The organism is Sporosarcina luteola (assembly GCF_023715245.1).
Classification (GTDB): domain Bacteria; phylum Bacillota; class Bacilli; order Bacillales_A; family Planococcaceae; genus Sporosarcina; species Sporosarcina luteola_C.
Window position 1 is genome coordinate 644,021 of record NZ_JAMBNV010000001.1, and the last position, 26,136, is coordinate 670,156.

Annotated in this window: 24 protein-coding genes; 12 read left to right on the plus strand and 12 right to left on the minus strand. The window is 44.1% G+C overall.

The annotated features are described in order from the left end of the window. Window positions 1-2: 2 nt before the first annotated feature. Window positions 3-1,622, minus strand: coding sequence for a glutathione ABC transporter substrate-binding protein (locus tag M3152_RS02965; protein ID WP_251693710.1), 1,620 nt, complete (start codon window positions 1,620-1,622; stop codon window positions 3-5). 349 nt (window positions 1,623-1,971) lie between these two features. On the opposite strand from M3152_RS02965, the gene nikC reads away from it, so the two are divergent. Genes nikC through M3152_RS02985 form a run of 4 tightly spaced genes read left to right on the plus strand, consistent with a single transcriptional unit; the run spans window position 1,972 to window position 5,878 of the window. After that, window positions 1,972-2,865 carry a nickel transporter permease gene (gene nikC, locus M3152_RS02970; RefSeq protein ID WP_251693711.1) on the plus strand — a complete coding sequence of 298 codons (894 nt, stop codon included), beginning with the start codon at window positions 1,972-1,974 and terminating at the stop codon, window positions 2,863-2,865. 16 nt (window positions 2,866-2,881) lie between these two features. After that, on the plus strand, window positions 2,882-3,823 hold the full coding sequence (locus tag M3152_RS02975; RefSeq protein ID WP_251693712.1) for an ABC transporter permease: 942 nt from the start codon (window positions 2,882-2,884) through the stop codon (window positions 3,821-3,823). Window positions 3,824-3,849: 26 nt separating this feature from the next. After that, on the plus strand, window positions 3,850-4,902 hold the full coding sequence (locus M3152_RS02980) for an ABC transporter ATP-binding protein (protein WP_251693713.1): 1,053 nt from the start codon (window positions 3,850-3,852) through the stop codon (window positions 4,900-4,902). Continuing rightward, on the plus strand, window positions 4,847-5,878 hold the full coding sequence (locus tag M3152_RS02985; protein WP_251693714.1) for an ABC transporter ATP-binding protein: 1,032 nt from the start codon (window positions 4,847-4,849) through the stop codon (window positions 5,876-5,878). Before M3152_RS02980 ends, M3152_RS02985 begins: the two co-directional genes overlap by 56 nt. A gap of 110 nt (window positions 5,879-5,988) precedes the next feature. Here M3152_RS02985 and M3152_RS02990 read toward each other — a convergent pair whose 3' ends face one another. Continuing rightward, on the minus strand, window positions 5,989-7,761 hold the full coding sequence (locus M3152_RS02990) for a methyl-accepting chemotaxis protein (RefSeq protein ID WP_251693715.1): 1,773 nt from the start codon (window positions 7,759-7,761) through the stop codon (window positions 5,989-5,991). A 276-nt stretch (window positions 7,762-8,037) separates the two neighbouring features. Continuing rightward, entirely contained in the window at window positions 8,038-9,054 is a 1,017-nt protein-coding gene (locus M3152_RS02995; protein WP_251693716.1) for a hypothetical protein, read from the minus strand. 125 nt (window positions 9,055-9,179) lie between these two features. Here M3152_RS02995 and M3152_RS03000 point away from each other — a divergent pair, with 125 nt between their 5' ends. Beyond that, window positions 9,180-9,896: a GDSL-type esterase/lipase family protein gene (locus M3152_RS03000; RefSeq protein ID WP_251693717.1), complete on the plus strand. Its 717-nt coding sequence runs from the start codon at window positions 9,180-9,182 to the stop codon at window positions 9,894-9,896. 49 nt (window positions 9,897-9,945) lie between these two features. Here M3152_RS03000 and M3152_RS03005 read toward each other — a convergent pair whose 3' ends face one another. The 4 genes from M3152_RS03005 to M3152_RS03020 form a co-directional block, all read right to left on the minus strand. Beyond that, the gene (locus M3152_RS03005; protein WP_251693718.1) at window positions 9,946-11,001 is read right to left on the minus strand and encodes an acyltransferase family protein; all 1,056 of its coding nucleotides are present in this window, start codon (window positions 10,999-11,001) and stop codon (window positions 9,946-9,948) included. A gap of 403 nt (window positions 11,002-11,404) precedes the next feature. Further along, window positions 11,405-13,363 (minus strand): methyl-accepting chemotaxis protein, encoded by a 1,959-nt coding sequence (locus M3152_RS03010; RefSeq protein ID WP_251693719.1) that lies wholly within the window; start codon window positions 13,361-13,363, stop codon window positions 11,405-11,407. Between the two features lie 467 nt (window positions 13,364-13,830). Continuing rightward, window positions 13,831-15,003, minus strand: a complete 1,173-nt coding sequence (locus tag M3152_RS03015; protein ID WP_251693720.1) for a hypothetical protein — start codon at window positions 15,001-15,003, stop codon at window positions 13,831-13,833. A gap of 83 nt (window positions 15,004-15,086) precedes the next feature. Continuing rightward, on the minus strand, window positions 15,087-15,806 hold the full coding sequence (locus M3152_RS03020; RefSeq protein WP_251693721.1) for a hypothetical protein: 720 nt from the start codon (window positions 15,804-15,806) through the stop codon (window positions 15,087-15,089). 404 nt (window positions 15,807-16,210) lie between these two features. Here M3152_RS03020 and M3152_RS03025 point away from each other — a divergent pair, with 404 nt between their 5' ends. Together M3152_RS03025 and M3152_RS03030 are read left to right on the plus strand one after the other, a co-directional pair. Next, a complete protein-coding gene (locus M3152_RS03025) occupies window positions 16,211-17,497 on the plus strand; it encodes a helix-turn-helix domain-containing protein (RefSeq protein ID WP_251693722.1) in 1,287 nt (428 codons plus the stop codon). Between the two features lie 320 nt (window positions 17,498-17,817). Then, window positions 17,818-18,588: a YIP1 family protein gene (locus M3152_RS03030; RefSeq protein ID WP_251693723.1), complete on the plus strand. Its 771-nt coding sequence runs from the start codon at window positions 17,818-17,820 to the stop codon at window positions 18,586-18,588. Between the two features lie 231 nt (window positions 18,589-18,819). On the opposite strand, the gene M3152_RS17960 is transcribed toward M3152_RS03030, so the two are convergent. Further along, the gene (locus tag M3152_RS17960) at window positions 18,820-18,954 is read right to left on the minus strand and encodes a hypothetical protein (protein WP_262174050.1); all 135 of its coding nucleotides are present in this window, start codon (window positions 18,952-18,954) and stop codon (window positions 18,820-18,822) included. Beyond that, entirely contained in the window at window positions 18,954-20,249 is a 1,296-nt protein-coding gene (locus tag M3152_RS03035) for a tetratricopeptide repeat protein (protein WP_251693724.1), read from the minus strand. Before M3152_RS03035 ends, M3152_RS17960 begins: the two co-directional genes overlap by 1 nt. 226 nt (window positions 20,250-20,475) lie before the next feature. Between M3152_RS03035 and M3152_RS03040 the strand changes: the two genes are divergently transcribed. Beyond that, complete coding sequence (locus tag M3152_RS03040) at window positions 20,476-20,640, plus strand: hypothetical protein (protein ID WP_251693725.1); 165 nt, start codon at window positions 20,476-20,478, stop codon at window positions 20,638-20,640. A gap of 128 nt (window positions 20,641-20,768) precedes the next feature. On the opposite strand, the gene M3152_RS03045 is transcribed toward M3152_RS03040, so the two are convergent. Together M3152_RS03045 and M3152_RS03050 are read right to left on the minus strand one after the other, a co-directional pair. Continuing rightward, the gene (locus M3152_RS03045) at window positions 20,769-20,957 is read right to left on the minus strand and encodes a hypothetical protein (protein ID WP_251693726.1); all 189 of its coding nucleotides are present in this window, start codon (window positions 20,955-20,957) and stop codon (window positions 20,769-20,771) included. 296 nt (window positions 20,958-21,253) lie between these two features. Further along, the gene (locus M3152_RS03050; protein WP_251693727.1) at window positions 21,254-21,799 is read right to left on the minus strand and encodes a GbsR/MarR family transcriptional regulator; all 546 of its coding nucleotides are present in this window, start codon (window positions 21,797-21,799) and stop codon (window positions 21,254-21,256) included. Window positions 21,800-22,001: 202 nt separating this feature from the next. Between M3152_RS03050 and M3152_RS03055 the strand changes: the two genes are divergently transcribed. From M3152_RS03055 to M3152_RS03065, 3 genes are read left to right on the plus strand one after another with little or no spacing between them, the layout of a single operon-like run. Next, window positions 22,002-23,282, plus strand: coding sequence for a quaternary amine ABC transporter ATP-binding protein (locus M3152_RS03055; protein WP_251693728.1), 1,281 nt, complete (start codon window positions 22,002-22,004; stop codon window positions 23,280-23,282). Continuing rightward, on the plus strand, window positions 23,275-24,123 hold the full coding sequence (locus M3152_RS03060) for an ABC transporter permease (protein WP_251693729.1): 849 nt from the start codon (window positions 23,275-23,277) through the stop codon (window positions 24,121-24,123). Before M3152_RS03055 ends, M3152_RS03060 begins: the two co-directional genes overlap by 8 nt. Before the next feature lie 5 nt (window positions 24,124-24,128). Continuing rightward, window positions 24,129-25,034 carry a glycine betaine ABC transporter substrate-binding protein gene (locus tag M3152_RS03065; RefSeq protein WP_251695230.1) on the plus strand — a complete coding sequence of 302 codons (906 nt, stop codon included), beginning with the start codon at window positions 24,129-24,131 and terminating at the stop codon, window positions 25,032-25,034. Between the two features lie 54 nt (window positions 25,035-25,088). Here M3152_RS03065 and M3152_RS03070 read toward each other — a convergent pair whose 3' ends face one another. Beyond that, window positions 25,089-25,514, minus strand: coding sequence for a competence protein ComK (locus M3152_RS03070; protein ID WP_251693730.1), 426 nt, complete (start codon window positions 25,512-25,514; stop codon window positions 25,089-25,091). A gap of 240 nt (window positions 25,515-25,754) precedes the next feature. On the opposite strand from M3152_RS03070, the gene M3152_RS03075 reads away from it, so the two are divergent. Beyond that, window positions 25,755-26,132, plus strand: a complete 378-nt coding sequence (locus tag M3152_RS03075) for a MerR family transcriptional regulator (RefSeq protein ID WP_251695231.1) — start codon at window positions 25,755-25,757, stop codon at window positions 26,130-26,132. The last annotated feature ends 4 nt before the right edge of the window (window positions 26,133-26,136 follow it).

Sequence of the window (26,136 nt, forward strand, 5' to 3'; positions counted from 1 at the left end):
TATCACTCTTCTACGAACTGAACGTCTTTCAACTTATAGATGCCGTCCGTGCCGATGGAGAAGCCTCTGATTTTATTGCTGACGCCCGTAAGGTATTCCGTATGGATCAAGTATGCCATCGGAGCGTCTTCGATTAAGTGCTCTTGTACTTTGTTGTAGATTTTAATGCGCTCATCGGGATTGGATTCACGGCGGCCTTGTTCGAGAAGCTTGTCGACTTCCGGATTTTCATAGAACGAACGGTTTCCTGGGTCACCCTTTTGGGATGAATGGAACAATGCGTATAATCCGTAGTCGGCGTCGCCTGTCGGGTTGGACCAGCCAAGTATGAACATGTCATGCTCGCCGTTTGCCGTTTTATCGAGGTACGCGCCGAACTCCATGACCTCAATGCTTACTTCGACATTGACTTTCTTCAATTCATCCTGCAAAAGGACTGCAATTTGTTGACGTTGTGGGTTGTCGTTCGTCCAGATGGAAGATTTGAAGCCGTTCTCATAGCCGGCTTCCTTCAGAAGCTTTTTCGCTTCTTCCACATTGTATTCAATCGGTTTTGCATCTTCGTTATAACCGAAGATTCCTGGGGCAAGTGGTCCTTTTGCAGCCACTCCAAAACCGTCGTACACGCCTTCGCTAATGTCATCTTTATTCACAAGCATGGATATTGCTCTACGAACTTTTGGATCATTGAATGGTTCTTTCTCGGTATTGAAACCTAAATATGCAAGGCTGGACGATGCTTTTTGGTTGATTTTCGCGAAGCTGCCGTCATTGATGCCTGCAACTTCATTCGGTTGGACTGGATCCGCGATATGAACGTAGCCTGTTTCAAGGTCTGCGTTCCGGACCGCACTTTCAGGAACAACTTTGAACGTCACAGTGTCTACATGAGCTTTGTCGCCCCAGTAGTCTTCGTTTTTGGAGAGTTTGATTTCAGCTCCAGGCGTCCAACTTTCGAATTTAAAAAAGCCTGTTCCAACAGGGTTTGTCGCAATGACGGAGCCTGCTGCTTCACCAGCTTTCATAGCCGAATAATCCTCTTCGATCGACTTCGGACTAACCATGCTGCCACCGTTATGTGAAAGGTGGGCGAGCAAAGGAGCAAATGGGTATTCCGTTTTAATTTGTACGGTATGCTCGTCTTTTACAGTAATGTCAGTGATCATTTCATATAGGAAATAGCGTGGTGATGCAACCTCTGGATCGAGGACCCGCTCAAGGTTCATTTTCACGACTTCCGCGTTAAAAGGCTCGCCATCATGGAATGTAACGCCTTTACGGAGTGTGAATTCATACGTTGTATCATCGATGGCTTCCCATTTTTCTGCAAGACCTTCGATGATTTTATTGTCGTCATCCCGTTTCACAAGCGTTTCATAAATGTTCGCCTGTATTACGGAAGACGGCACATCGTTGGAACCAGCCGGATCCAATGAAGATGCATCTGATAGAACTGCGAGCACCAAGTCGCCGCCTTCAATCCCTTTCCCTTTGCCTTCGTCAATATCAGTCCCCGATCCACTTTCTGAAGAAGGTGAACCACCCCCAGAACATGCAGCAAGAATCATTGACAAAGCGAAAGCTAGAACAAACAGCCATTTAACATTGCCATTTCTCTTCATGTGCGTTCCCCCCGTTTGTTTTTAACAGATTACAATTCAGGCAGATAACTAGGAATTGTAATAGTCAGATGCAATATAGCACACAATAATAGAATAGACAATATGATTTCAGAATAATTGGTATTATTGAATTTTTAAATGAAAAATAGCAGAATTTTACTAAATTAACTATTTGCGAATTATATGGATGTAAAACAGTTATCTCGTCGGCCTCTCATTTTAAAATTATACTATTTAAAATAAATTGAAAACAATGATAAAAAGGATTCCTCAAAACGAGTATTCGTGATATGCTACTGTCAATATACTGATTTTTCATAGAAAACAAAATGGGGGAAGGTGTTCAAACATGGTTCAACATACACCTGCTGCACAAATCGGACAGAAACGGTCGAGTCCTAGAGTTGAAGCATACAAAGCTTTTTGGCGCAGGCTCCGTAAAAATAAGGCAGCGGTTGTCGGAGGTGCCCTTGTCTTATTTTTCATTTTGACGGGGATATTCGGTCCATTCCTGACATCGTTTGATCCAAATACGACGCAAATCGCGAATAAATTGAAACCGCCTTCCGGGGAGCATTGGTTCGGCACGGACAATTACGGGCGTGACATTTTTACGCGGATCATTCATGGTATGGGAATTACGATGAAGGTCGGCTTCTTTTCGGTTGCACTCGGCGGAGTAATCGGAGTTTTTCTCGGCATCATTTCAGGCTATTATGGCGGGAAGCTGGATACGGTCATTATGCGGATCATGGACATCCTTCTTGCATTTCCAGGCATCCTTCTGGCACTTGCCATCGTTTCGGTACTTGGCGGCAGTTTGCAGAACGTCATCATAGCAGTCGGGATTTTCTCCGTTCCGGCATTCGCAAGAATCGTGCGCGGGTCTACATTATCGGTAAGGAAGCTGGAATACATCGACGCGATTAAAGCGCTGGGGGCGAACGACGGACGAATCATTTTCAAGCATATTTTGCCGAATGTCCTGTCGCCGATCATTGTTCAATTGACGCTGCGTATTGCGACTGCTGTCCTGACGGCGAGCGGACTAGCATTTCTCGGGCTTGGTGCAAAGCCGCCCACTCCGGAATGGGGGGCGATGCTCAGTGAAGGACGGACTTTTTTGAGAGAGGCGCCGCATCTTGTTTTATTTCCGGGAATCATGATCGTCATCGTCGTGTTGGCATTCAATATCTTTGGGGATGGGTTGCGCGATGCGCTTGATCCGAAGATGAATAAATGATGGAGGGGGCACATTCATGTCGAAATTCATTATAAGGCGCCTGCTCCAGACGGTTCCGGTTTTGCTTGGCGTTACGATTCTCGTTTTTTCAATGATGTATTTGATCCCGGGGGACCCGGCGCAGATCATGGCGGGGGAGGGGGCATCTCCGAAAACAGTGGAACAGATCCGGGAGAAGCTCGGGTTGAATGAACCTGCACCCGTGCAATATCTCAGTTACATGAAGAATGTCCTCAAAGGAGATCTTGGAAACTCGGTGCGCAGCGGGCGTGCGGTCACGGATGAAATTAAGGCTCGGTTTTGGACGACGGTGGAGCTATCCTTTTATGCAACGCTCCTCGCCGTGTTCCTTGGGCTGATCGCTGGCATCATCTCGGCTGTCCGCCACTACACATGGTCGGATATTTCAATAATGATTGTCGCGCTTTTCGGCTTATCCATGCCGAATTTCTGGTTCGGTCTCATGCTTATCCAATGGTTCGCGATTGGTCCGGACTGGATGCCGGAATTCATGAAAATGCGGGCGTCCGGCTGGGGGGACGATTGGAGGCAAATGCTTCTGCCCGTCATCACGCTTGGTACAGGGGGAGCGGCGATTATTGCGCGCATGACACGTTCATCGATGCTTGAAGTGATCGGGCAAGATTACATCCGGACGGCAAGGGCGAAAGGGATGGGCGAGCGCGTCGTTATTTATCGCCATGCCCTTAAGAACGCCTTGATTCCCGTCATTACGGTTGTCGGTCTTGAGTTCGGAGGATTTCTGGGAGGAGCTGTGCTGACGGAAACAATTTTTGCAATTAACGGCATGGGACGCTTGACAATCGACGCAATCCGGACGCGGGACTTCCCGATTGTACAAGGGACTGTTCTCGTCATTTCATTCCTGTTCGTATTTGTGAATTTGCTCGTGGACATATCGTACCGCGTCTTGAATAAACGGATCGATTTGAACTGATACATGTCTGATAGGGGGTGCGGTGAATGGAAATGAATTTATTGGAAGTACGGGATCTCCGTACGTCCTTTTATACGGATGATGGGGAAATAAAGGCGGTCGATGGCGTCAGTTTCACGCTTCCGCAGGGGAAAACGTTAGGGATTGTCGGTGAGTCGGGGTCGGGAAAGAGCATTACGGCGCTTTCGATATTGAGACTTCTTGCAAACAACGGCAAGATTATCGGTGGAGAAGTCAATTTTAAAGGGAAGGATCTTCTCTCCTTCTCCGACAAGCAAATGCGGGATATCCGAGGGAATGCGATTTCGATGATATTTCAGGAGCCGATGACGTCGTTGAACCCAGTCTTCACTGTCGGCCAGCAGATCGGCGAGTCGCTAATGAAACACCAGGATTTGTCGAAGAAGGCGGCCCATTTGAAATCAGTTGAGCTGCTGAAACTCGTCGGGATTCCTTCGCCGGAAAAACGAGTAAAACAATATCCATACGAATTATCAGGAGGCATGCGGCAGCGGGTCATGATTGCGATGGCACTTGCTTGTAATCCGGAAATTTTAATAGCCGATGAACCGACAACTGCGCTCGACGTGACAATCCAGGCACAGATTCTCATGCTCATCCGCGATTTGCAGAAGCGGCTTGGTATGTCGGTCATCATGATTACGCATGATCTAGGGGTTGTCGCGGAAACATGCGAATATGTCGCCGTCATGTATGCGGGACAAGTTGTGGAATATTCGGATGTCGTGACGCTGTTCCAGAAGCCGAAGCATCCATATACGATTGGTTTGATCAATTCATTGCCAAGGCACGATGTAGAGCTTGAAAGGTTGGAGTCAATCAGTGGAAATGTGCCGAATCCGAAAGAGATGCCTACTGGTTGTAGATTTGCTCCAAGATGCCCGGCCGCGATCGATCTATGCAGGAACGTCATGCCGGATTTATTGATAGATAATGAAGGAAATGATGTGAGATGCTGGATTTATTCAGAAACATGGGAAGGCGAAGCGGAGGTGATCGTCTATGGCGAAAAAAGAATTGCTCAAAGTCGAGGGGCTGAAACAATACTTTCCGATTAAAGGTGGAATGATGGGCCGCACTGTCAACCATGTGAAAGCGGTTGATGATATCAGTTTTACGATCTACGAAGGTGAGACGGTCAGCATAGTCGGGGAGTCGGGCTGTGGAAAATCCACCACGGGCCGCGCCATACTCCGGTTGGAAGAACCAACGGAAGGCGTCGTCACATTCAATGGGCTTGAACTGACATCATTGTCGAAACGGGAGATGAGGAAGCAACGAAAGGATTTGCAGATCATTTTCCAAGATCCATACGCATCCATCAACCCGCGTCAAACTGTTTCGGATGTTCTAGATGAAGCTATGACGATCCAAAAAGTACTGCCTGCGAAGCAGCGGAGGGCGCGGATCATCGGGTTGCTGGAAACTGTCGGTTTGAATGAATACCAGGCTGACCGGTATCCGCATGAATTTTCTGGGGGGCAGCGTCAGCGGATTGGCATTGCCCGGGCATTATCGGTCAATCCAAAACTCATCATATGCGATGAGGCCGTATCCGCATTGGATGTCTCCATTCAAGCGCAAGTGCTGAACTTATTGAAGGATTTGCAAAGGGAATTCAAATTGACGTATTTATTCATATCACATGACTTAGGTGTCGTCCGTCATATTTCGGACAGAGTCATTGTCATGTATTTAGGGAAGATCGTCGAAATCGGTGATAAGTATTCGATATTTGAAAATCCGAAGCACCCATACACGCGAGCCTTGCTATCCGCTATTCCGGTCCCGGATCCAACATATGAGAAAAAGCATATCGTCCTGACGGGAGACGTCCCTTCGCCGATCGATCCGCCGGAAGGGTGCCGTTTCCATACTCGTTGTCCATTCGCGCAGGAAAAATGCAAAGTAGACATGCCGGTATTGCGCACGCATGAGTCAATGATCAACGGCCATAAAGCCGCATGCCATTTTGTGGAGCATATTGCAAATGGCGAGTTGCTAGTGAAAGGATTTGAGGAAGCGGTGTTTTAGGAGGGGGAAACCGAATCACTGGCGAGGGAGGTATATCGGGAGGAACTTGTTGGTTTCATTACATCAAAAGAAAAAACACCGCTCATCAATTGATAGGCGGTGTTGCTTTATTAAATAGATTGTTCGTCCTTTACCGATTCTTCTTCACTTAGAATTTCGCGTTCCTCTTCAATCTGAGTTTCTTCGATTAGCACTTCTTCATCCACTTTGAATTTACTAATTTCCGTTTTCAATTCATTCGCGAGGTCGTGCAAAGTATCTGTTGTTGCGACCATCTCTTCCATCGAGGCAAGCTGTTCTTCCATGGATGCAGCGATGTTTTGCGTATGGTCGGATGATACACCCAATGACTGTACGGTATCGTGGGTCGATGCCAGAATCTGTTCGGAGCCTGCGGAAATTTCCTGGACTGTAGCCGAAACGGACTGGACATTATCTGAGATGTTCGCGATTTTCTTCATTATGCTGCCGAATGTTTTGCCGGCATCGTTGACGATGACCGTTTCGCGTTCAACATCTGAATAGACTTGTGCCATCGCTTCGACAGATTGACGGGAACCGTTTTGCATTTCAGTGATAAGTCCACGGATCTGCTTCGCCGAAGCGGCAGATTGCTCCGCCAAGTTGCGCACTTCACTCGCTACAACACTGAAGCCTTTGCCTGCGTCACCCGCACGAGCCGCTTCGATGGCTGCGTTCAACGCAAGGAGGTTGATTTGACCGGAAATGTCGGTGATCATACCGATGATCTTCTCAATTTCAGATGAACGGATATGCATCGTTTCCGTAATCTTCATCGATGCTTGTACAGATTGATTGATCGTATGAATGCCTTCGATTGAATCGTTGATGAGCTGGCTGCCTTGCTCCGCCGCTTCCGAAACTTCCGACGTCTCTTCCGCCACTTTCGAAGAGGAGTCAGCAATGTCTTGGATGCCCGCCGTAATCTGCTCGAGTGCCGTCAGATTTTGATTGGCAGCTACTGAAAGCGACTCGCTTGCTGTGGATACTTCCTGCGTCGCAACTGTCGACTGGTTCACGACTTCACTCATCTGCTCCGCGCTGTATGCCAATTCACTGGACGAATTGACGACATTGTCAGCCGCCGCATTCACATGCTTGATCATGCCACTTAGTTCATTTTTCATATGATTGAAGCTGTGTGCAAGCCGGCCGATTTCATCCTGGCTCTTCAATTGGACCGTTTGCGTCAAGTCGCCTTGCGCAATGACATCGGTGAAACGGACCAATTCCTGAAGCGGTTTCGTAATCTTTCTAGATATAATCGAAGGAATCGCGACACCAAGGATGCTGCCGAGGACAATAAGGGCGATGCTCACAATGATGATTGTCCGTTGCAGATCAGTGATTGACGAAGCATCCTGGCTCACAACGAGCACCGTATCCGACTCGGGGATCGGGTAATATAGAGACTTATGAACCCCGTGGTCATCTTTATAGACGCCGCTGAACAACGGCTTGGCCTTATCCAGTGCCCGGTTGTGATCAGCATTGAATGTCTGCTTTACTAAATAATCCGTGGAATCGGAGAAGGCAAGCAGCATGTCCTGGCCGTCCACTTTGCTATGTATCGAAATGTTCTCAACGCCGTTCTTTTTCTTCACGCCATTGATGATATGCATAAGCTGGTTATGTGCATTCTTATCTTTCAACGCGCGATTGACGAGCCGCCCCGTAACTTTCTCCTTTACGTCATCCATCGTTGAGTTCAGCGATTTCTCAAACTCCGGCATGACATTCACTTCCACAATGCGCATCGACGTGTAATAAAATACAAAGCCGAACAGCATCGTAAGAAGATAAATAGGAATCAATGTCCCTAGAATAATTTTCTTCCGAACGCTTCCCTTTTGCCTTAACAAAGATTTTTCCCCCTGACTGAATCCAAAGTAGTGAAAATAAAAAGAATATTACCGTCTCATTATACCTATAAAAATATGAAAATACTACCACTAAATAGACTTTTGTAATTTATTCGGTGCCTGTGCAACAAACAATTCAGATTATGAACTACAATTGCATAAGGGATATAAAAAAAGCCAATCAATTCAACAATCGATTGGCTTCTTACTGGTTATTTATTCACATGGGTGAATTGTCATAAATGTGCCGTGCACAGGCACCCGCTCAATTTCGGTTCAATTCTCTTCGTCGGTGTAGTCGCCGCGAAGTTGTCTTCTGTTTTTCTCCAGAAGCTGTTCAAAATATGACGTAGGTTTTTCGTTGTTCTGTTCATGCTGGGGATCGGTTTTGTTGATTTTCAAGTTCTCCTCCGCATTATCCTCCGAGTGATTATGTGATGACAATGTGTATCGGTCCATGTCGACTTCCATCGTTATTCGCGTGTTTTCTTGTGTTACAACCGGTTCCAAAGTTCCCGTAAGAATAGGGGATTCGATCGTTTCAATCGGCCTATCAATCTCCTGTGCAACGACGTTCGGTTGCTCGATAATGGTTTTTAACCTAGTAAACCATTCTTGGCGCTCTTTTACGTGTGCTGCATATTCAAGTGTGTCTTTTCGTAACGGGGTGTAAGGAGCATGATAAAAACGAATGAGATGTTTCGGGTTCGTGCTGTCGTCAACGATGATTTCAAGATCCATTGAAGTGATTTTATCTACAGGTTGACTGGTAGGGGACCCTGTTGCTGCCTCTTCCTCTTTTAATTTATTCAATAGGAAGTTGGTGTAATGCGTATCTCTTTGAACCGATGCAGTCTCATAATTGTCTTCTTTGAGATTCACTGCCAAAATATCGGAATAGCTATAGGTTTTAATTACGTAAGGCATATTGATATAGGCTTTTGTAACTTTTACATCCTTTTTCAATTCTGGCATCCATAAATAGATTTTCTCTCGCTGTTTATCAAGTGCGATTTTAGATAATAAATCGTAAGAGGTAAAAGATTTATGTCTATTAGCATCGAATTGGTCAGGTTGGAAGGTTTGAAGGAATTCTAACTGTGATTTTTTACGTTTATCTTCAACTTGGTGCACGATGCCAAATAAGAGTATGCCTACCAAGAAAAATACGACCAATGCGCCGATGCCAAGCAGGAATGATCGGTTATAGAAAAAATACCCAAGCAAAACGATGCCGAAAATTGGTGTACTACATCCGATGCCTGAGATTAGATTTGTAATTTTAGATGGCATAATTATATCCCCCCATAAACAACCATTGTATATGCTTACGACCGATTATGAAATAGGTTTCATCTTATGCGGTTATTTTCCGTTCAAATCGGGGTATAGGAAGATTTATTGGTAGAAGAACAGGAGTGTCTGGATTGGAAAAAGGAAATGTTCTATTGGTAGTATCTTTACTTTTAAACGTTCTGTTAATCGGAACGGGAAGCTATGTCGTTCACAAGATTGGCGGCATCGAATTCGTGAAAACGAAAATGCAAACCACACCATCTCCTAAAAGGGATTCTGCATATTATTATACGAAGAAAAGCGTCTTTGAATATTCAGCAGCGAGTGATGCGGATAAAGTGTTCATCGGGGACAGCATTACCGACTATGGGGAGTTCCAGGAATATTTCCCTAACGAAGTCGTGTTGAATCGTGGAATTCGCAATGATTCGGCGAAAGGTGTATTGAAACGGATCCAGGAAGTAGTGGACCGGAATCCGAAAGAGGCTTATTTGATGATCGGGGTCAACGATATCCGTTATAAAACGGATGCCAACGATTTCGAAAGCCGTGTCAATGAGATTATCGATTCTTTTGAAGGGAAGGAAACCCGGCTTTTCATTCAATCAATCCTGCCGGTGAATAACGGGCTTTTCGGGAATGAAGTAACGAATGAAAAAGTAAAGAAGTTCAATGAAATTTTACGACGGATTGCGGATGAAAATGGGATTGAGTATATCGACCTGCATCCGAGTTTCACAGACAATAGCGGGCAGTTGGATAAGAAGTTCACGGTCGATGGGCTGCATTTGAATGGCAAAGGATATGAAGTTTGGGTGGACAGGCTCCGATCGAGATGACGATATGTATAAAAATAGCTGAACCTCGTGTTAGGAGGTCCAGCTATTTTTACGTCGTTATTGGTGTTGACTTCTTCTTCGGTGAAAATCCGCCAAGCAGAAGTTTTCCATGCGGCAGCAACTTATTGATTAAAATTGAAACGACGATGGGAATGAACACTCCGATGGCCGTGAATCCGATAAGGCCATACGTGAAATAATCATTCAAAATGATGTCTGCAAAAATGTGCAAGTACATAATGGATAGCGAGTGCTGCTCGATTTTCCGCAGCCAGCTGAGTGACAGTCGGGCCGTGATGAACTGGAATACTCCTACCAAAAGAATCGTGAAGGATAGGGGAATGACCAGATCCAAAACGAAATGGTCGTACCGTAAAAACTTCATGCTAAGACGGTAGTCAATGACTTGGAAACTGTCGAGCAGGACAGCCGTCACACTGACAACTAATGCCGCGACCATTCCTCGCTTCGAAATATCCATCCAAAAATCCTTCAAATAATAGCCGATGGCGAAATAGACGATGGCCATGAGCGCGACGTCGATGTTCCAAATCATCGGGATCGATTGTGCCGCCTCGGATGGTTTGCCGCCGATGACATGCATTGCGATAATGCTTTCGAGATGGGCAATGGTGTAGAAAACGCCGAGAATGATGAACTGCTTCGTCCGATTGAAATATTTCGTTAGCAGTAAGAAAAATATATAAGTGAAAAACAATGTCGTCACAAACCAGAAGACCCCGTACGCTCCGCGAATAAATCGCCCGCCGACGGCTAGCGTCCACAGATCATTGAGGTACCAGGACAACTCCCGATTGCCTGAACCAATTTCCATACCGTAACGGATCAACGTGATGCTGACAAGGAAAAACAGATAGGGGACAATCAACTGCATAAAACGCTTGTGAATTGTCGGTTTCATAAGCCCTTTTTCCAAAACTGGCTTGAAAAACAACCCACTCAAGATGAAAAATGCAGGCATATGGAACCAATAAATATATTTCGCGAGCGGAAAATCAAGCTCTCCAGGATAATGCCCGATGACTACGAGAATCATCAAAAAACCTTTTGTGACATCCACCCACGTTAACCGTTTCTTCTTCATTAACAAACACCTCTAACTAAATATGCTGCTATTATATACCCCCTTATCCCATTTTCAACGCATTGTAACAGCATTGATATGTAATTGTTAAATCCCTGGCAAAAAACGGTGCCTGTGTAAGACACTATTCAGACTATGCATTACAATTGCATAAGGAAAAATGTAAACGTAGTTAGATTAGGGGTCGAATTTGAGTGAAATGGATTTTTATCCAAAGAATCGAATTATCATAATTGTACCTTACACAGGTACTGAAACAATTCTGACTATGCACTACAATTGCATAAAATAAAAGAAGAAGCCAACCATGTCAATCGATGGTTGGCTTCTGACTGCATTTATATACCTATTGTTGAATTGTCATAAATGTGTGGTGCACAGGCACCGCCTTAATGGCATCGCCTTAATGTTTAAAGCTCGAGATGAGTTCTTGCAGTTCCTCTGCCATGTCGGAGAGGGTTTTGGCGGAGGCGGTGATTTCTTCCATGGAAGCGAGCTGCTCTTCGGTGGAGGCGGCTACTTCTTCGGAGGAAGAGGCGTTGCTTTTCGCCATGTTTTCAAGTTCGTTTGCCGTGTCATTCACTTCTTGGATTGCAGTTTGGACGGTTTGCGCCGTTTCTGAAATGTCATCCATTTGAGGCGTGATTTCCTGTGTGCTCACTAAGATCTGTTGGAACTTTTCAATCGCTCCGTTTGAGATGGCCATTCCTTCTTTGACGTCTTCCGTCACTTTCGCCATAATCTCAACTGAGCTTTCTGTGTCCTGCTGGATACCTTGAATGATGTTGAAAATCTCTGTAGCGGACTGCTGTGATTGTTCTGCAAGCTTCCGCACTTCATCGGCGACGACTGCGAATCCTTTTCCGTGTTCTCCTGCTCTAGCTGCTTCAATGGCGGCGTTTAAGGAGAGCAGATTTGTCTGTTGCGCAATGCCGGTGATGACGTTCAGAATCGTACCCACTTCTTTCGACCTTTCCGATAAGGTGCTGATCATCCTGTTTGATTCAGATACGGAAGATTGGATTGACGACATTTGATTCACTGTATCTGTGACTGCTTGTCCGCCGACTTCGGCTTGTGTCATTGTGTGGATAGCGAGCTCCGACACTTTAAGCGATCTTTCCGCGATATGTGCAATTCTTTCCGTCACTTGTTCAATCAGTTGGACGTTCTTTTCGATGCTGTTCGTTTGGTTTTCTGCATTGCCCGCCACTTCCTGTACGGCTGCAGCAACATGTTCTGTAGCGTACATCGTTTGTTCTGCACTTGCCGTCAATTGCTCGGATGAGGCTGCGACGAATTCCGTGTTTTTCTCAATATTCCCGATTAAGTTCTTCAGGCTTGCCTGCATGTCCTGGAATGCTTGTCCCAGCTGGCCGATTTCGTCTTTCGAACTGACAATGATTTCCTCGGTTAAATCACCGTGACTGATTGTGATCGCTTTATTCCTCAAATCCTGAATTGGTCTAAGAACGGATTGTATGACGAAATAAACGATGAGAATTCCAATAAGTAGCGCAATGACAATGACAATCGTCGTCGTCTTCAGAATCGGAGCTGCAGCATTCCCTACTTCGGATTCATACAGCGATCCACCAATTTTCCAACCGGATAGTTCATTTGTAATGAACGTCATGAACTTTTCTTCGCCTTGATAATCATACTTGAACGAGCCATTATCCTTCTCATAAAGCTTCTGATAGAAAGCCTCTTCAGCAACAGTGCCAGCTGCACTCGTCGGATGTGAAATGAAATTCATATCTTCATCCATCAACAGTGCGTATCCCTTTTCGCCGATTTCCACTTGACTCGTGAGTTGATTAATCACATCCAACGTAATATCGACGCTAATGACACCGGAATTATCCTTCGTCGTTTTGGAAATTGTGACAACCATGGCGTCTTCAGCTGCGTCCTCGTATGGCTTTGAAATAAGAACTTCGCCTTTATGCTCCATGGACTGCTTGTACCAATCGCGTGTCCGTGGGTCATATGTAGATGTATCATTAATGATCGGTTCTTGAATGAAGTGCCCATTCTCCGTGCCGACATAAATACTCAATATTTCTGGATGCAAATCTGCATATTGAGCCAGCTTGCTCCTCAGCTCCGGGCTTTCATTCCCATCATATTGACTTGACGTGATTTTCCCGCTCAACGTCTCGATGTCATGAATTTTCGGGGCAAGCGTATTATCGATCGTCGTGTTTAAGATGCCGATATTATCAGTGGCTTCTCCTATGATCTGACTTTCCACTGCATTTTTTGCACTCGTATATGATAAAAATCCGATACTCACCGATGGAATGATTAAAATTAAAGCAAACGCTGAAATGAGTTTCCTACGAATAGTACTAAACACAAAAATTCATCCTCTCTATTTCTCTCTCTCGTACTATCTTTATTTCGACCGAAACCAATACTTATTAATATCAAGCACCAAGTATTTGATGAAAAAATGTTACGAAAAGATAATGGTATTTACAAAACTTTACATTGTACTTCCAGTAAAAATAAAGAAATGAGTGGGTGCCTGTGCATGGCGCATTTATAACAATTCAATTGTAAGTATTCAGAGGAATTTCAATGAAAGGTTGGATTCGATTGGACGCTCTATTTTTTTATTCAATTGTAGTGCATAGTCAGAATTGTGTCGGTGCCTGTGTAAGGTGCAATTATGGTAATTCGACATCCTGAATAATCATACACAAAGAAGCCAATCTGTTTGCGTAGTGATTGGCTTTCAAATTTTTCTTATGCAATTGTAGTGTATTACCTGAATAGTTCGCTGCACAGGCACCGCCTTAATGGCACCGCCTCCAATCCCCTTCACCTTACTATAAAGTCGTATGGGGAGAGGCGCTTTTTCTTTTGTTGTGCATAGTGGTACATATCGTCGAGGCCTTTGATTGGGAGTTCGCTTAGCAATTTTCCTGTCGTTACGTCATATGTGTCGATTGAATGCGTGTCGGTTGAATCGTGATAGCGGAAGAAGTAGAGCTTACCGTCTCGGAAGTATATTTGTTCGGACATTTTCATATTTCCTTGACTTGCGCCTTGAAGGGTAAATGCAATATGGATTTCACCTGTATCGGGGTTGAGCGCATGCACGTCCCCGATTCCATCTACATAGTACAGGATGCCGTCATGGATGGTGGCGGCGTTCCGGAGATTAAAGGGAAGGCGGATGATGTACTCGTTGATGTCCTTATAAGAAGTAAGTGGAAACGTCTCGAAGTTCTTCGTCTTTTCATGTATGCGGTACACATCGCTAGTCAGCTTTTCCGTGTCAGCCATTATGAGATAATAGTAGTCGCCTTCTTTGAGAATCGATGCGAGTCCGACCCGTTCGCCAATCGGACCGAGTGATACGATTTCTTCCAACTGGACATTTTGTTGAAGGGGCATCTTTTGCAATGAAATGCGGTCATCGTCACCAATCACCATCAGCAGATTCTCGTCTGCCTTGCCGGACATTTGCAAATAATGGGGGATGTGTATTGTATCGAATCCGTTCGCATTTCCAAACCGTATATTCGAACGATAGCCGCCATTATCGGTGAAGCCAGAGTTATAGATGCTGTAAAAGAGATTGTCCTTTTCATTGAAAGCCGTTAACTCACCGGTATGTTCTTCCGGCAGCATGGTGATCGTTTTGGTTCCATTCGAATCAGCCAAATAGACATGACCGCGGTCTGCCAAAAAAAATGAATTCTTTGTTGCAAAAACCGTTCCAAGCTCAAGGCCTTGCATTTTCCACAGTTTCGAATTTCCATCCTGATCAACAAAGACCGCAAAGCTAAGGCCATCACGATCCGTGTCCTGATTCGCAGTCGTCGAGAAATATAGAATAGCCGCAGTATCTTTCAGCAAAGCAGGATTTGAAAGGTCAGTCCCTGAAAGGAATTCTATTGAATGTTGACGGCTAAAAGCATAATAGGCAGTGGCCAAGGCGACGACAAGCAATGCGGTGATGCCGGCAATTATCAACTTCTTTTTCATGTTCCGAAACCTCCTTAGAGGAATGAAGGAGCGGGCCTCAAACGGACAGCCCCTTCGTAAGAATCAGTTGTGTCCCGGTATCATTAAATTTGGCGGATGAATCTTGTCTGTTTCGCGTCGCGGATATCTCGTGGATAGACGCCAAAGCCTTTATTTACATCCAAATCCAGTCCGCCATACAATAAGTAAGCTGACCAGATGAGTTTAGAGCAGTTTTTCGCACCCATATGTCCTGTGTTGCGGTTGTTCATGGCGTTCAATGAGTACGGCTGTCCAATTTGGGTATACACCCAGTTTGCCGCATTTTGCTTGACCGCGTCTGTAGTGGAAACGGATTTCACGACTGCCCCTTTTTCTACCATCTTGACGTTGGCGGAAATACTGCGGACGCCGGTTGGGAAGATCGATTCCACAATCGTGTTGCTAGAATAGTATAATCCGACATGACCGTGGTTTACGAAGGCTGTCGAGGCCGGTGTATAGAAGAAATCACCGCTTTCGCTCGGACCAATGATATAGTTTGCAGATCCCCCGCCTTGAACCTTGCCATTTTTGCCGAAATGCTCGGCCAACAGCTTCGCAATTGTAATGGACAATTGGTTTTGTTTTTCCGTTTTTTTGTCTAATAACACGTTGAAATTCTCCTCGAGCAATCTAGTTGATAAGACGAGCTCCCCACCGGGAACAGTAGATTGAATCGTTACCATCTCATTTTTTTGTTGCTGGACTGCTGAAGCGCGGATAGGGGACTGAACACCGATAACGAGAATTCCTGCCAATGCAAATGCAATGAATCTTTTCACGTTAATCGCTCCTCTGGCAAAGGCAACTGGCCAGTTTGCCTTCAAATTATATGTTGTCCAACATACTTAAACTATAGCACGTATAATAGAATAGTTAAAATTTTGGGAAAATAAGTAATCTGCACCGAAATCTTGTATTTTATTGAATGAAAAGCCGGGAACCTTTTGTGTATATACAAAGATTAACGCAGCTTGCTAGGTAAATAGACGCTTAAAATGATGAAATGATAAAAAACTTAATAGAACAAATTGAGGAGTGTATTTTCCCTATAGTGAAGGAAGAATCATTTGCCTGTCCACAAAACAAGTACCAAAGAATGAAAATTAGGAATACATAAACTTCTTGTTGTATATAACAAATACATTACGTACAATGGTGGAAAGGAAGAAAAGAGGTGCCCAACATGCACATCGGCAGTCGGATACGGAGGCTGCGGGAGAGCAGAGGCCTTACTCAAAAGGAGGCGAGCTCCGGAATCATATCAACTTCACACTATAGCAATATTGAAAGTGGCCGTTATGAACCCTCGATCGATGTCCTTGTACTGCTAGCTGATCGGCTCGATGTGCCAATTAGCTATTTCCAAAGAATACACGAAGATGATGCACTTCTCCAAAATTTATTGACGGAATATGAGGAACTGCTATCTTCGAATATGAAGGCAATTCCACAGTTTATTAATAAGCATCAAAAGCATTTCGCCTATATCTCCTCCATCCATCAGGAAATCATGTTTCACTTACTGAAATACACCGAACTGGTTAAAGTAGAGCGCATCCCGGAAGCACAAGCCCTTTACTCCTCAGAAGTCGCCCACATACCACAAACATTCTTTGAAAATGCCAGCAGAGCGCTCCTTGAAAAATATACGTATACATCAGGTGTGTATTACTATTTTAAAAAGGACTATATGGCGAGTATTTCCCATTTTGAAGACGCCCTCCATTTGACGAGAGAGGAATCCCTTTCAGCGAAAATCAATTACAATATTTCATTAGTCCTTTACAAGCTTTATGATTATGGCACCGCTCACGTCTATGCAAAACGAGCAAAGCAGCAGTATTTGCATATGCATAATTGGGCAAGGGCCGGTGATTGCTACAATTTGATTGCAGCACTCTACCTCGAACAGCATAAGACAGTTGAAGCGAGACGATACATTGACAGGGGATTCAGTGTTTTGGGGAGCCCTATGACGGAGACCCAAGGACGGCTTTATCATAATCTGGCTACTGTTTTAATGAAAGAAAACGACTATACCCTTGCATTGAAAACGGTCAATCAATGTATTGACTTGAAAAAACTGTTGAAATGTACAACTCTCTTTGACTCGCAACTGCTGAAATTGAGGATTTTATTCCGTCTCGGTGATCTGTTGGCGCTGCGAGATAATATGAATCGTCTGCAAGGTTTTATTCAGAATGAATTGGAGCAAGCGAATCTCGACTATTTTGAGGCGAAATTATACCACGCCCTTGGCGAATTTGAATTATATGAACAGAAGATGAAGAATTGCATCGATCATCTGCATAAAAATGAAGACTGGAAAGCATTGAAGGACGCCACCCGCCATCTCTCCCTCTACTATGAATCGAACAAGAAATATAAAAACGCATTCAAATTCCAGGAGCTTTGCATTGAAGCCTATAAGCGATTAACGATGGAACTGAAGGGAGGTGAAGAATTGTGAAGAAGAAAGTCCTGATGTTGTGCCTCATTCTCAGTTTAGCGGTATTTGCGCCATCGATGAATCATGCATACGCTAGCGATTACAGCACGCACGGACTAGGTGGAACAGATGTTGGACCACCACATACCAGGGGGTAAATGAGAGAGTAATTTTATATTTTTACATGCACGTACCTTTACGTGCTCTTTTTTATTGTCTAGAAGAACTAAAAATCAGTCGTAACAAATGGATTATCGTAATACAGTTACTATAGAAGGCCAATACCCTGGATTGGCTGCCGTCGTCTTGGATGAAGAATTTAAAAAACAGGAGGAGAAAAATTGACATGCACGAATTGTGGAAACGAGCAGGCGAACGGACGGTTTTGCGGAAGTTGCGGCATCAGAATGGGAGAGGTAATGGAAGGTTTCCAAAATGGACAGACGGTCATCGAGGCGACTGATATCACCGCTGAATCAAACGTGCATCTAGAAAACGTGAGTAACTTGACGAAGGAGTACTGGTCCTATTTCGTACAACATTTGAAACACCCGTCGATCAGTCTGACAAAACAGGATGATGAGTTCAGGAACAGCTTCATTTCATTGCTTCTTTATGCAATTATTGTTGGTCTCTCAGTTTTCACGACACTTAAAGAAGTATCGCTTGAAACAGTTGGCAGTCCTTCCTTTTCATCAGTTTTTCTGAATGTAGCGGGGTTTGTGGCAGTTTGCATCGCAATTATATCGTTCGGTCTTTTCATCATCGGGAAAAATTTCGGACCTGCTTACACATTTAAGCAGACAGTAGTGCTATACGGAGCACACTCCTTGCCGGCAATCGTCATTGGTCTCGTAGCCCTATTTTTGTTGGCAATGAAATCTTACTGGTATGGACTATTTCTACTCGCTGTCAGTTTCATCTATATACTCATGCTCGCACCGGGTTATGTGATCAGCGTCCTCCTATCCAAAAAACCAAAAGGAATTGATCCTCTCCACGGCTACGCAGCATACACAGTCCTCGTCATCATCCTATTTGGACTCCTATTCAAACTCCTCAGCGACTCCACCGTCGTCTCATACTTACCAGGACTAAGAGGAATGCTATAAATTGTTCGGGAATTGTTTGGGTGCCTGTGCGAGGTGCAATTATGACAATTCAGCTTTAGTAATAATAATACAGTGAGAGGTCGTCTGAAAATTGACATGGATGACTTGTCAATATTTTTTATACAATTGTAGTTCATAATCAGAATAGTTTGCTGCACAGGCACCAGTCTGTGACTTATGCACCTGTAAATTAAAAAGGAATGCATCCATTATGGAGCATTCCTTTTTTCATCATTTTTGAATTGTGTAAGAGAATGTTTTGAAAACTTTAGGCATTTGGTCAGAGTTACTTGCTGAAACTGTGCTGCTTTGAACTGACATACCTAATACGATAGCTAGTAAAAGAATCGATGCAATTTTCTTCATTACAAATCCTCCCATTTTTCTTTTTTACTATAAATATAGCCATATCTAATACCTTCTCGGTAAAAAATAGATGCTAGCTTATATTTCCTATTATTATAGTACCACTCCGCCAGTGCAATGCAATATTTATGAATGAATCTGAAATCTTCCATTTCCTTAAAATGCTGAATGGCGGCTTCTGCTATTTCTACAGACAATCCATGTTCACTATGCAATGATTGATAGAAGCTGAAATGATGAAAATAAGAAATTTGGTTTTCATCATCTACTTGATGATACAATGCACTCCCTTTTTCAGCCCAATCTTTAACAAGGTTCTTTTCATTCATTTTTGAATATTCCTCGATTAGAGAGAGAACTGTAATCAGCTTTTCAGAGGGATCTATTTTATTGTCAATACTCTTATTATAGTATTCGATAGCTTGCTTACTATTCCCCATAGCGCTATTCAGAGTACCTATATTATGATAAATAATCCCTTTTTCGCTATGTAAATTAAATTCTTCGCTAATTTGCATAGCTTTTGAATATGCTTCCAATGCGTCTTGGAATTTATCGCTTCTTTTATAAGAAATCCCGATAAGAATATAGCAGTCTAACACTCTGCTCATCATTATATTTTCCCGGAAAAAATTAAGTGCACGTCTAGCATGATCAATCGAATTGAATGTATGCCCATCGGCCATATAAAAAACAGCAATTATAAAATTAAATTCAGCTTTTTCCCAATCGCCAAGAGGTAATGACTCCAGTTTATGAAGTATTAACTCAAAATAATGTATGGCCATTTTTCGATTGCCAGTATTATAATAAAATAACCCTTTATTTAGTTGGAACAAATAAAGTTGATATGCATCAAAATTATCACTAGACTCTTCAAGTAATTCAATTTCTTGTTTGAGTTTTTCTGAATCAAATCTTACTGTCAAATTAAATCGGAAAATAATAAGCGAATAAGTAAAGTGTAGTGAATCGTTTTCAAATAGGGGGCAGTTTTGCTCAAGATACTCTAACTTTTCTTTCGTAAAATTGAAATCCCTCGCTGTAATTACTTCGCGATAAGCCTCCATCAACATCTTTTCAAACTCGCGTTCCGTCTCTTCATCCGTTTCCTGCAGCTTCCCCGGATCCATTCCGAGCCGCTCCATCAGCATTTCTGTAATGTCCTCACTCGGTTCGATCTGGTTCCGTTCGATTTTTGATAAATAAGATGGCGTACAAATCCCTTTGGCTAGGACTATCTGCTTCATATCTTGCCGTACACGTTCCGCACGTATCAAATGACCTATTTTCATTTGCCGATCCCTCTCTTTATCTATCTAATCCTAATTTACAGTATAAAGCATATTCATGCAAAGTAAGAAACTTTTCTTGGAAAAGCGAAAATAAATGATCTTTTTGAAAAAAATGTCCCAACCGGTTATACTTCTTTAGAAGGACATGGCATGATATATTATAGTTAATAGTCCCACGCCATGGATATTCATCTAAATTAAACAGGACAAAAGGAGTGTGAAGGGGATGACGATAGCAAGTAAAGAGGTAAACTGCGACAAGGAATTCCTGGACATCGAGATCATGAAGATGAAGATGGAGCTCTTACAATTTGTGAAGAAGATGCAGTCCAATGGTTTATTGAAATCGGTTGATTACGATGAATTAAACAATACGCTCACATCAAAGTGAATAATTGCTGGAGAGGAAGGTGACAGACATTCAATGGAATGTTATGGTCACCTTTTTGCATACAAGGGATAGTTTTTTCACTGGAAGATAAAAAAGCCGTTTCGAAGTTTATGTTGACTTCGAAACGGTTAATTATAACCTCTTGTTCTCTTTACGCCAATAATCATGAGACCCACAGCGCTTGTGATATTTAGCAGGACACCTATAATGAGCAACACCCATTCAACGGTGTTTGGAAGTGAAAGAGTCAAGGATAAAACGAGCGATACAGTGCCGACGACGAGCAAGAGCATCAATATCGGTATTTTATTTTGCATCCGGATGCCTCCTTTTGATATGTGCAAGTGTATGTAAGGGTATTATAACTGTTTTATGAATGAAGTGGGGGACGCGTTTGTTACGTTTATGCGTCTTTGTAGCGTTTTATGAGCTTTTGCAGGTATTTATGCGTATCTGCAACGGTTTATGCGTCGATTAAGACATTTATGCGCGAAGTAAGCGTTTTATGCGTAGTTTCGGCAATTTATGCTTCATTAGTGGAATTCATATGGCTGTTAATCAAAAAAAGGTGGTCCCTCTACACGAAGGGGCCGCCTTTTTGCTTATGCTTCTATTATTCCCCGTTACCTTCCTTCAAAGGGACAAGGTCGAAGATGTTGTGGTCTTCGAAGGCGTCGATGAGGCGGTCCAGCCATTCGAAGTAGTCTCGGGCATATTGAAGTTTGTTGATATCCGTTTCAACGATCTTCTTTAGTTCCTCGCTGATGTCGGGATTGTTTTTCAACTGTTCCAGTTCGCGCAGCGATTTCTTGACGGCGACGGAATGGAGTGAAATGGATCTGCGCCATTTAATTGAAAATAGATTGATAAAGCTCTGGTACCAATCGTCTTTCACTTGATATAAGTCTTTGCGTACGCCGCGGACCCATGCCCGTTCGACTAATTTCAGTTCGGCCAGCGCCCGTACGGATGTGCTCATGCTTGTTTTGCTCATGCCGAGTTCTTCGGTCATGTCGTCCAAGGTCATCGGCTCATCGTGGAAGAACATTGTGCCGTACTGTCTGCCGGCTGAAGCTGTGAGGCCGTATAAATGTATGTTTTGTGCGATTGTCTCAATAATCCTCTCGCGTGCCTTGTCGAGTGTTTCTTTACCTTCCATAGTGCATTCCCTCCGCTGTCTGGGAATTAAATTCCCAATCAATAACCTAAGCGTATTATACCTGCAATTCAAGTGTAACGATAAGTTTAAACTTTGTACAGTTTTTACTGTACAAACAATTTAAATGGAAATAACGGTTGTAAAGAAAAATCTTTATGCATATACTAGTAGACGATGAGTTTCATATTTAGGGAGTGTACACATGACAGAACTAGTAAAGAAAATCGAAGTGGTCAATACGACGAAGATCTTCGGTAAAAACAGCAGGCGCGCGGCGCAGCTGTTGAATGAGGGGAAGTCAAAAAGTGAAATCCTCAAGTCTACAGGCGCGACGGTAGGCGTGAAAAACGCCACATTTGACGTCTATGATGGTGAAATATTTGTCATCATGGGTCTATCAGGAAGCGGGAAATCCACATTAGTGCGGATGCTGAACCGCTTGATTGACCCGACGATGGGATCGATCCGTATTGACGGGGAAGACATTGTCAGCATGAATAAAGAGCAGCTTCGTCAAGTGCGACGGAAGAAAATCGGGATGGTGTTCCAGAATTTCGCTCTATTCCCGCATAAGACGATTCTTCAAAATACAGAATACGGTCTTGAAATCCAAGGCATCGCAAAGGCGGAGCGTAAGGCGAAAGCGGTCGAGTCGCTACGGCTTGTCGGGCTTGCAGGGTACGAAGAGCAATATCCGAGCCAGCTGAGCGGTGGAATGCAGCAGCGGGTCGGCTTGGCACGAGCGCTTGCCAATGATCCCGATGTGCTGTTGATGGATGAGGCGTTCAGTGCGCTTGATCCATTGATTCGGAAAGATATGCAGGATGAGCTCCTCCAGCTTCACCATGACATGGGGAAAACAATCATTTTCATTACCCATGATTTGGACGAGGCGCTTCGAATCGGAGACCGCATTGCGTTAATGAAAGACGGCGATATCGTTCAAATCGGAACGCCTGAAGAGATTTTGATGAGTCCTTCGAATAAATACGTGGAGCGATTTGTGGAAGATGTCGACCTATCGAAAGTGTTGACGGCTGGCCATATTATGAAAAAAGCGGATATGGTGCAAATCGACCGGGGAGCGCGCGTTGCCTTGCGCCTTATGAAGAGGCAAGGGATTTCCTCCATTTATGTTGTGGATAAAGGAAATCGACTGCTTGGAGCGGTCACTGCTCAAGATGCGAGCGAAGCAACGACATCCGGAAAAACATTGGAGGATGTACTGGTCACGGACATTCCGACAACTTCACCGGATACCGTACTAACCGACCTATTCGACACAGTTTCGACGACAGCGATTCCAGTAGCGGTCGTGAATGAAAATCATCATCTGGAAGGCATTATTATCCGCGGCGCATTGATTGGCGCGTTGGCGGGGGACGGACAGTTCATTAATAGTGACCGTACGGTGGACGCTACCGTGGACACAACCGTAGACACGGAACAGTTGATGGAAGTGGAGGTGAATAACCATGGATAATCTTTTACCTCGCTTGCCATTTGCAAGTTGGATCGACAACGGTGTTGATTGGCTTGTAACCAATTTCGGCTCGGTCTTTGATGGCATTTCCGCCTTTTTGAAAGGCATTGTCGAAGGAGCGGTCGATTTGATGGACGTAGTGCCATCTATAGTACTAGCGATCCTGTTCGCTTTGCTCGCCTGGTTCGTTTCCACGCGAAGGATTGCACTGTTCACATTGGTCGGCCTGTTGTTCATTGACTATCTCGGCTATTGGTATTCGATGTTGCAAATGCTTTCGCTTGTCATCACATCCGTCGTCATTGCGCTCGTCATCGGTATTCCGCTAGGCATATGGGCTTCGCAGAAATCGACGGCGAAGAAGATCATCAGCCCTATTTTGGACTTGATGCAGACGATGCCGGCATTCGTATATTTATTGCCAGCAATCTTTTTCTTCAATATTGGCGTCGTGCCTGGCGTCGTCGCATCGGTTATCTTCTCGATGCCGCCGACGATCCGGCTGACAATGCTTGGAATTGAACAAGTGCCGAAAGATTTAATTGAAGCGACCGAAGCGTTCGGCTCGACGACGTGGCAGCGGCTGTTGAAAGTGCAAATACCGCTCGCCCAACCGACTATCATGGCAGGGGTCAACCAAAGCATCATGCTTTCCCTATCCATGGTCGTCATCGCGTCTATGGTCGGCGCACCGGGACTAGGCGAGGAAGTGTACAGGGCGGTGACACAATTGAAGACAGGTGTAGGATTTGAAACGGGTCTATCGATTGTCATCGTCGCGATCATCCTCGACCGGATTACACAGCACGCAGGCAAGAAAAAACAAGGGGGAACTATTTAATGAATTTGACTAAGAAAATGTTCGGATTAGGTGCAGCAGCATTACTTGCAGTAGGATTGACGGCTTGTGGAAGTGACGATAAAGCGGGAGATTCAACATCAGGCGGAGGCGGTTCGGCATCAGTCGGCGAATCCGTTGATTATAAAATCACGGGAATCGACCCGGGCGCAGGCATTATGGAAGCGACTGACAGAGCGCTGAAAGATTACGATCTCAAGAAGTGGGACGTCACTACGGGATCAGGCGCAGCGATGACTGCGGCATTAAAAAAGGCGTATGATGCAGAAAAGCCGATCATTATCACAGGTTGGACGCCTCACTGGAAATTCGCGAAATATGATTTGAAATATTTGGAGGATCCAAAAGGGTCATACGGTGGGGAAGAGCAAATTCGTACAATTGGAAGAACAGGACTTGCGGAAGACCTTCCGGAAGCCCACCAAATCCTTTCAAATTTTCACTGGACTGAAGAAGATATGGGTGAAGTGATGGTTGCAATCCAGGAAGGCGAAAAAGAGGATGTTGCTGCACAGAACTGGATTGACGCCAATGCCGACAAAGTCGCAGAATGGACAGACGGCGTGGACAAAGTGGACGGCGATGCCATCAAGCTTGCATATGTGGCTTGGGACAGTGAAATTGCGAGTCATAACGTTGTCAAACTTGTACTTGAAGAAATGGGATATAAAGTTACGTTGACACAAGTCGAAGCAGGTCCACTTTGGACAGCTATTGCTGACGGAAGTGCAGATGCATCACTTGCAGCATGGTTGCCTGTGACGCATGAAACGTATGCTAAGAAATTCGATGGTAAATTCGAAGAGCTTGGCACCAATATGGAAGGCGTGAAAATCGGTCTCGTCGTTCCAGCATATATGGACATCGATTCGATTGAAGATTTGAAGGAGTAATTAAACCAGGCAGTCCGCTACTATAGCGGGCTGCCTGTTTTACGCTTTTCATTACTATCTTCTATATTCAATGGAGTAATATTGTTGGTTGAACTCTTTGATGCTAGGGAATATGTAGTTCAGTTGTCCTTCATGGTACGTGAAGGTATGTAAACGCTTACTTGTCTCATCAATAAAATTTTTACGGACAGGGATTAGAAGACTTGTACCATCAGCGAAAATGACATCTGTGAGATACTCTTCCACTTCGAACGTTTCAAAAGAACGAGTGAAAATCCAAACACAATCGATATGGTCCGGCGGTTCTGTTTGTAATATGACCTGATTCGCCTCGGGAAGTTGCTTGAGTAATTCCATAGGCGTTAGATCAGAAAGATAGAGACCATGTGTCGTGATGATCTCCGACATGCCACCGGTCGTTTTAGCCCAACATAAGGCGTGAACAGTCTGATGGTCATGTGAAAAACGGTTACGTGACATTAGATATCCTCCTTTTATCATATAATGTATTTAGTATAGCATGATAAATTGTATAGTAATAGTCAAAATGTAACAAATAATTGAAATTCTTGTAAAATACATAAAAACGTACATATTTCATGAAACTCATACAGGCGGAACTATTATCCACTGTAATTAATCCGCAATTCAAAACTGTCTATTGACCTTTACGTTAACGTCAATGGTATATTCATAGCAAAGGCTCAAGGGGTGGTGAAGCTGAAGACAATTACGGAAGTGGCGGAATCATTCGGCGTGTCGACGCGTACAATCCGGTATTATGAGGAAATCGGACTGTTGGCACCGGTTCGGTCAGAGGGGAATCAGCGGCTCTATTCCAATGCTGAACTCGCGAAGCTTAAACTCATTTTTCGCGGCAAGCGGTACGGATTTACACTGGACGACATCAAAGAGATGGTGCTGCTGTTCGACAAGGATCGGACAGGACAAAAACAGCTTGAAGTGACGATCGAATATGGTAAATGCAGAATCGGGGAAATCGATCGGAAAATCCGGGAGTTGCAGGAAATGAAAGCTGAAATGGTAGAGTTGCTCGAAGAATTCACTGAAAAATTGGATGGTTCGAAAGGGGAATGAAGGG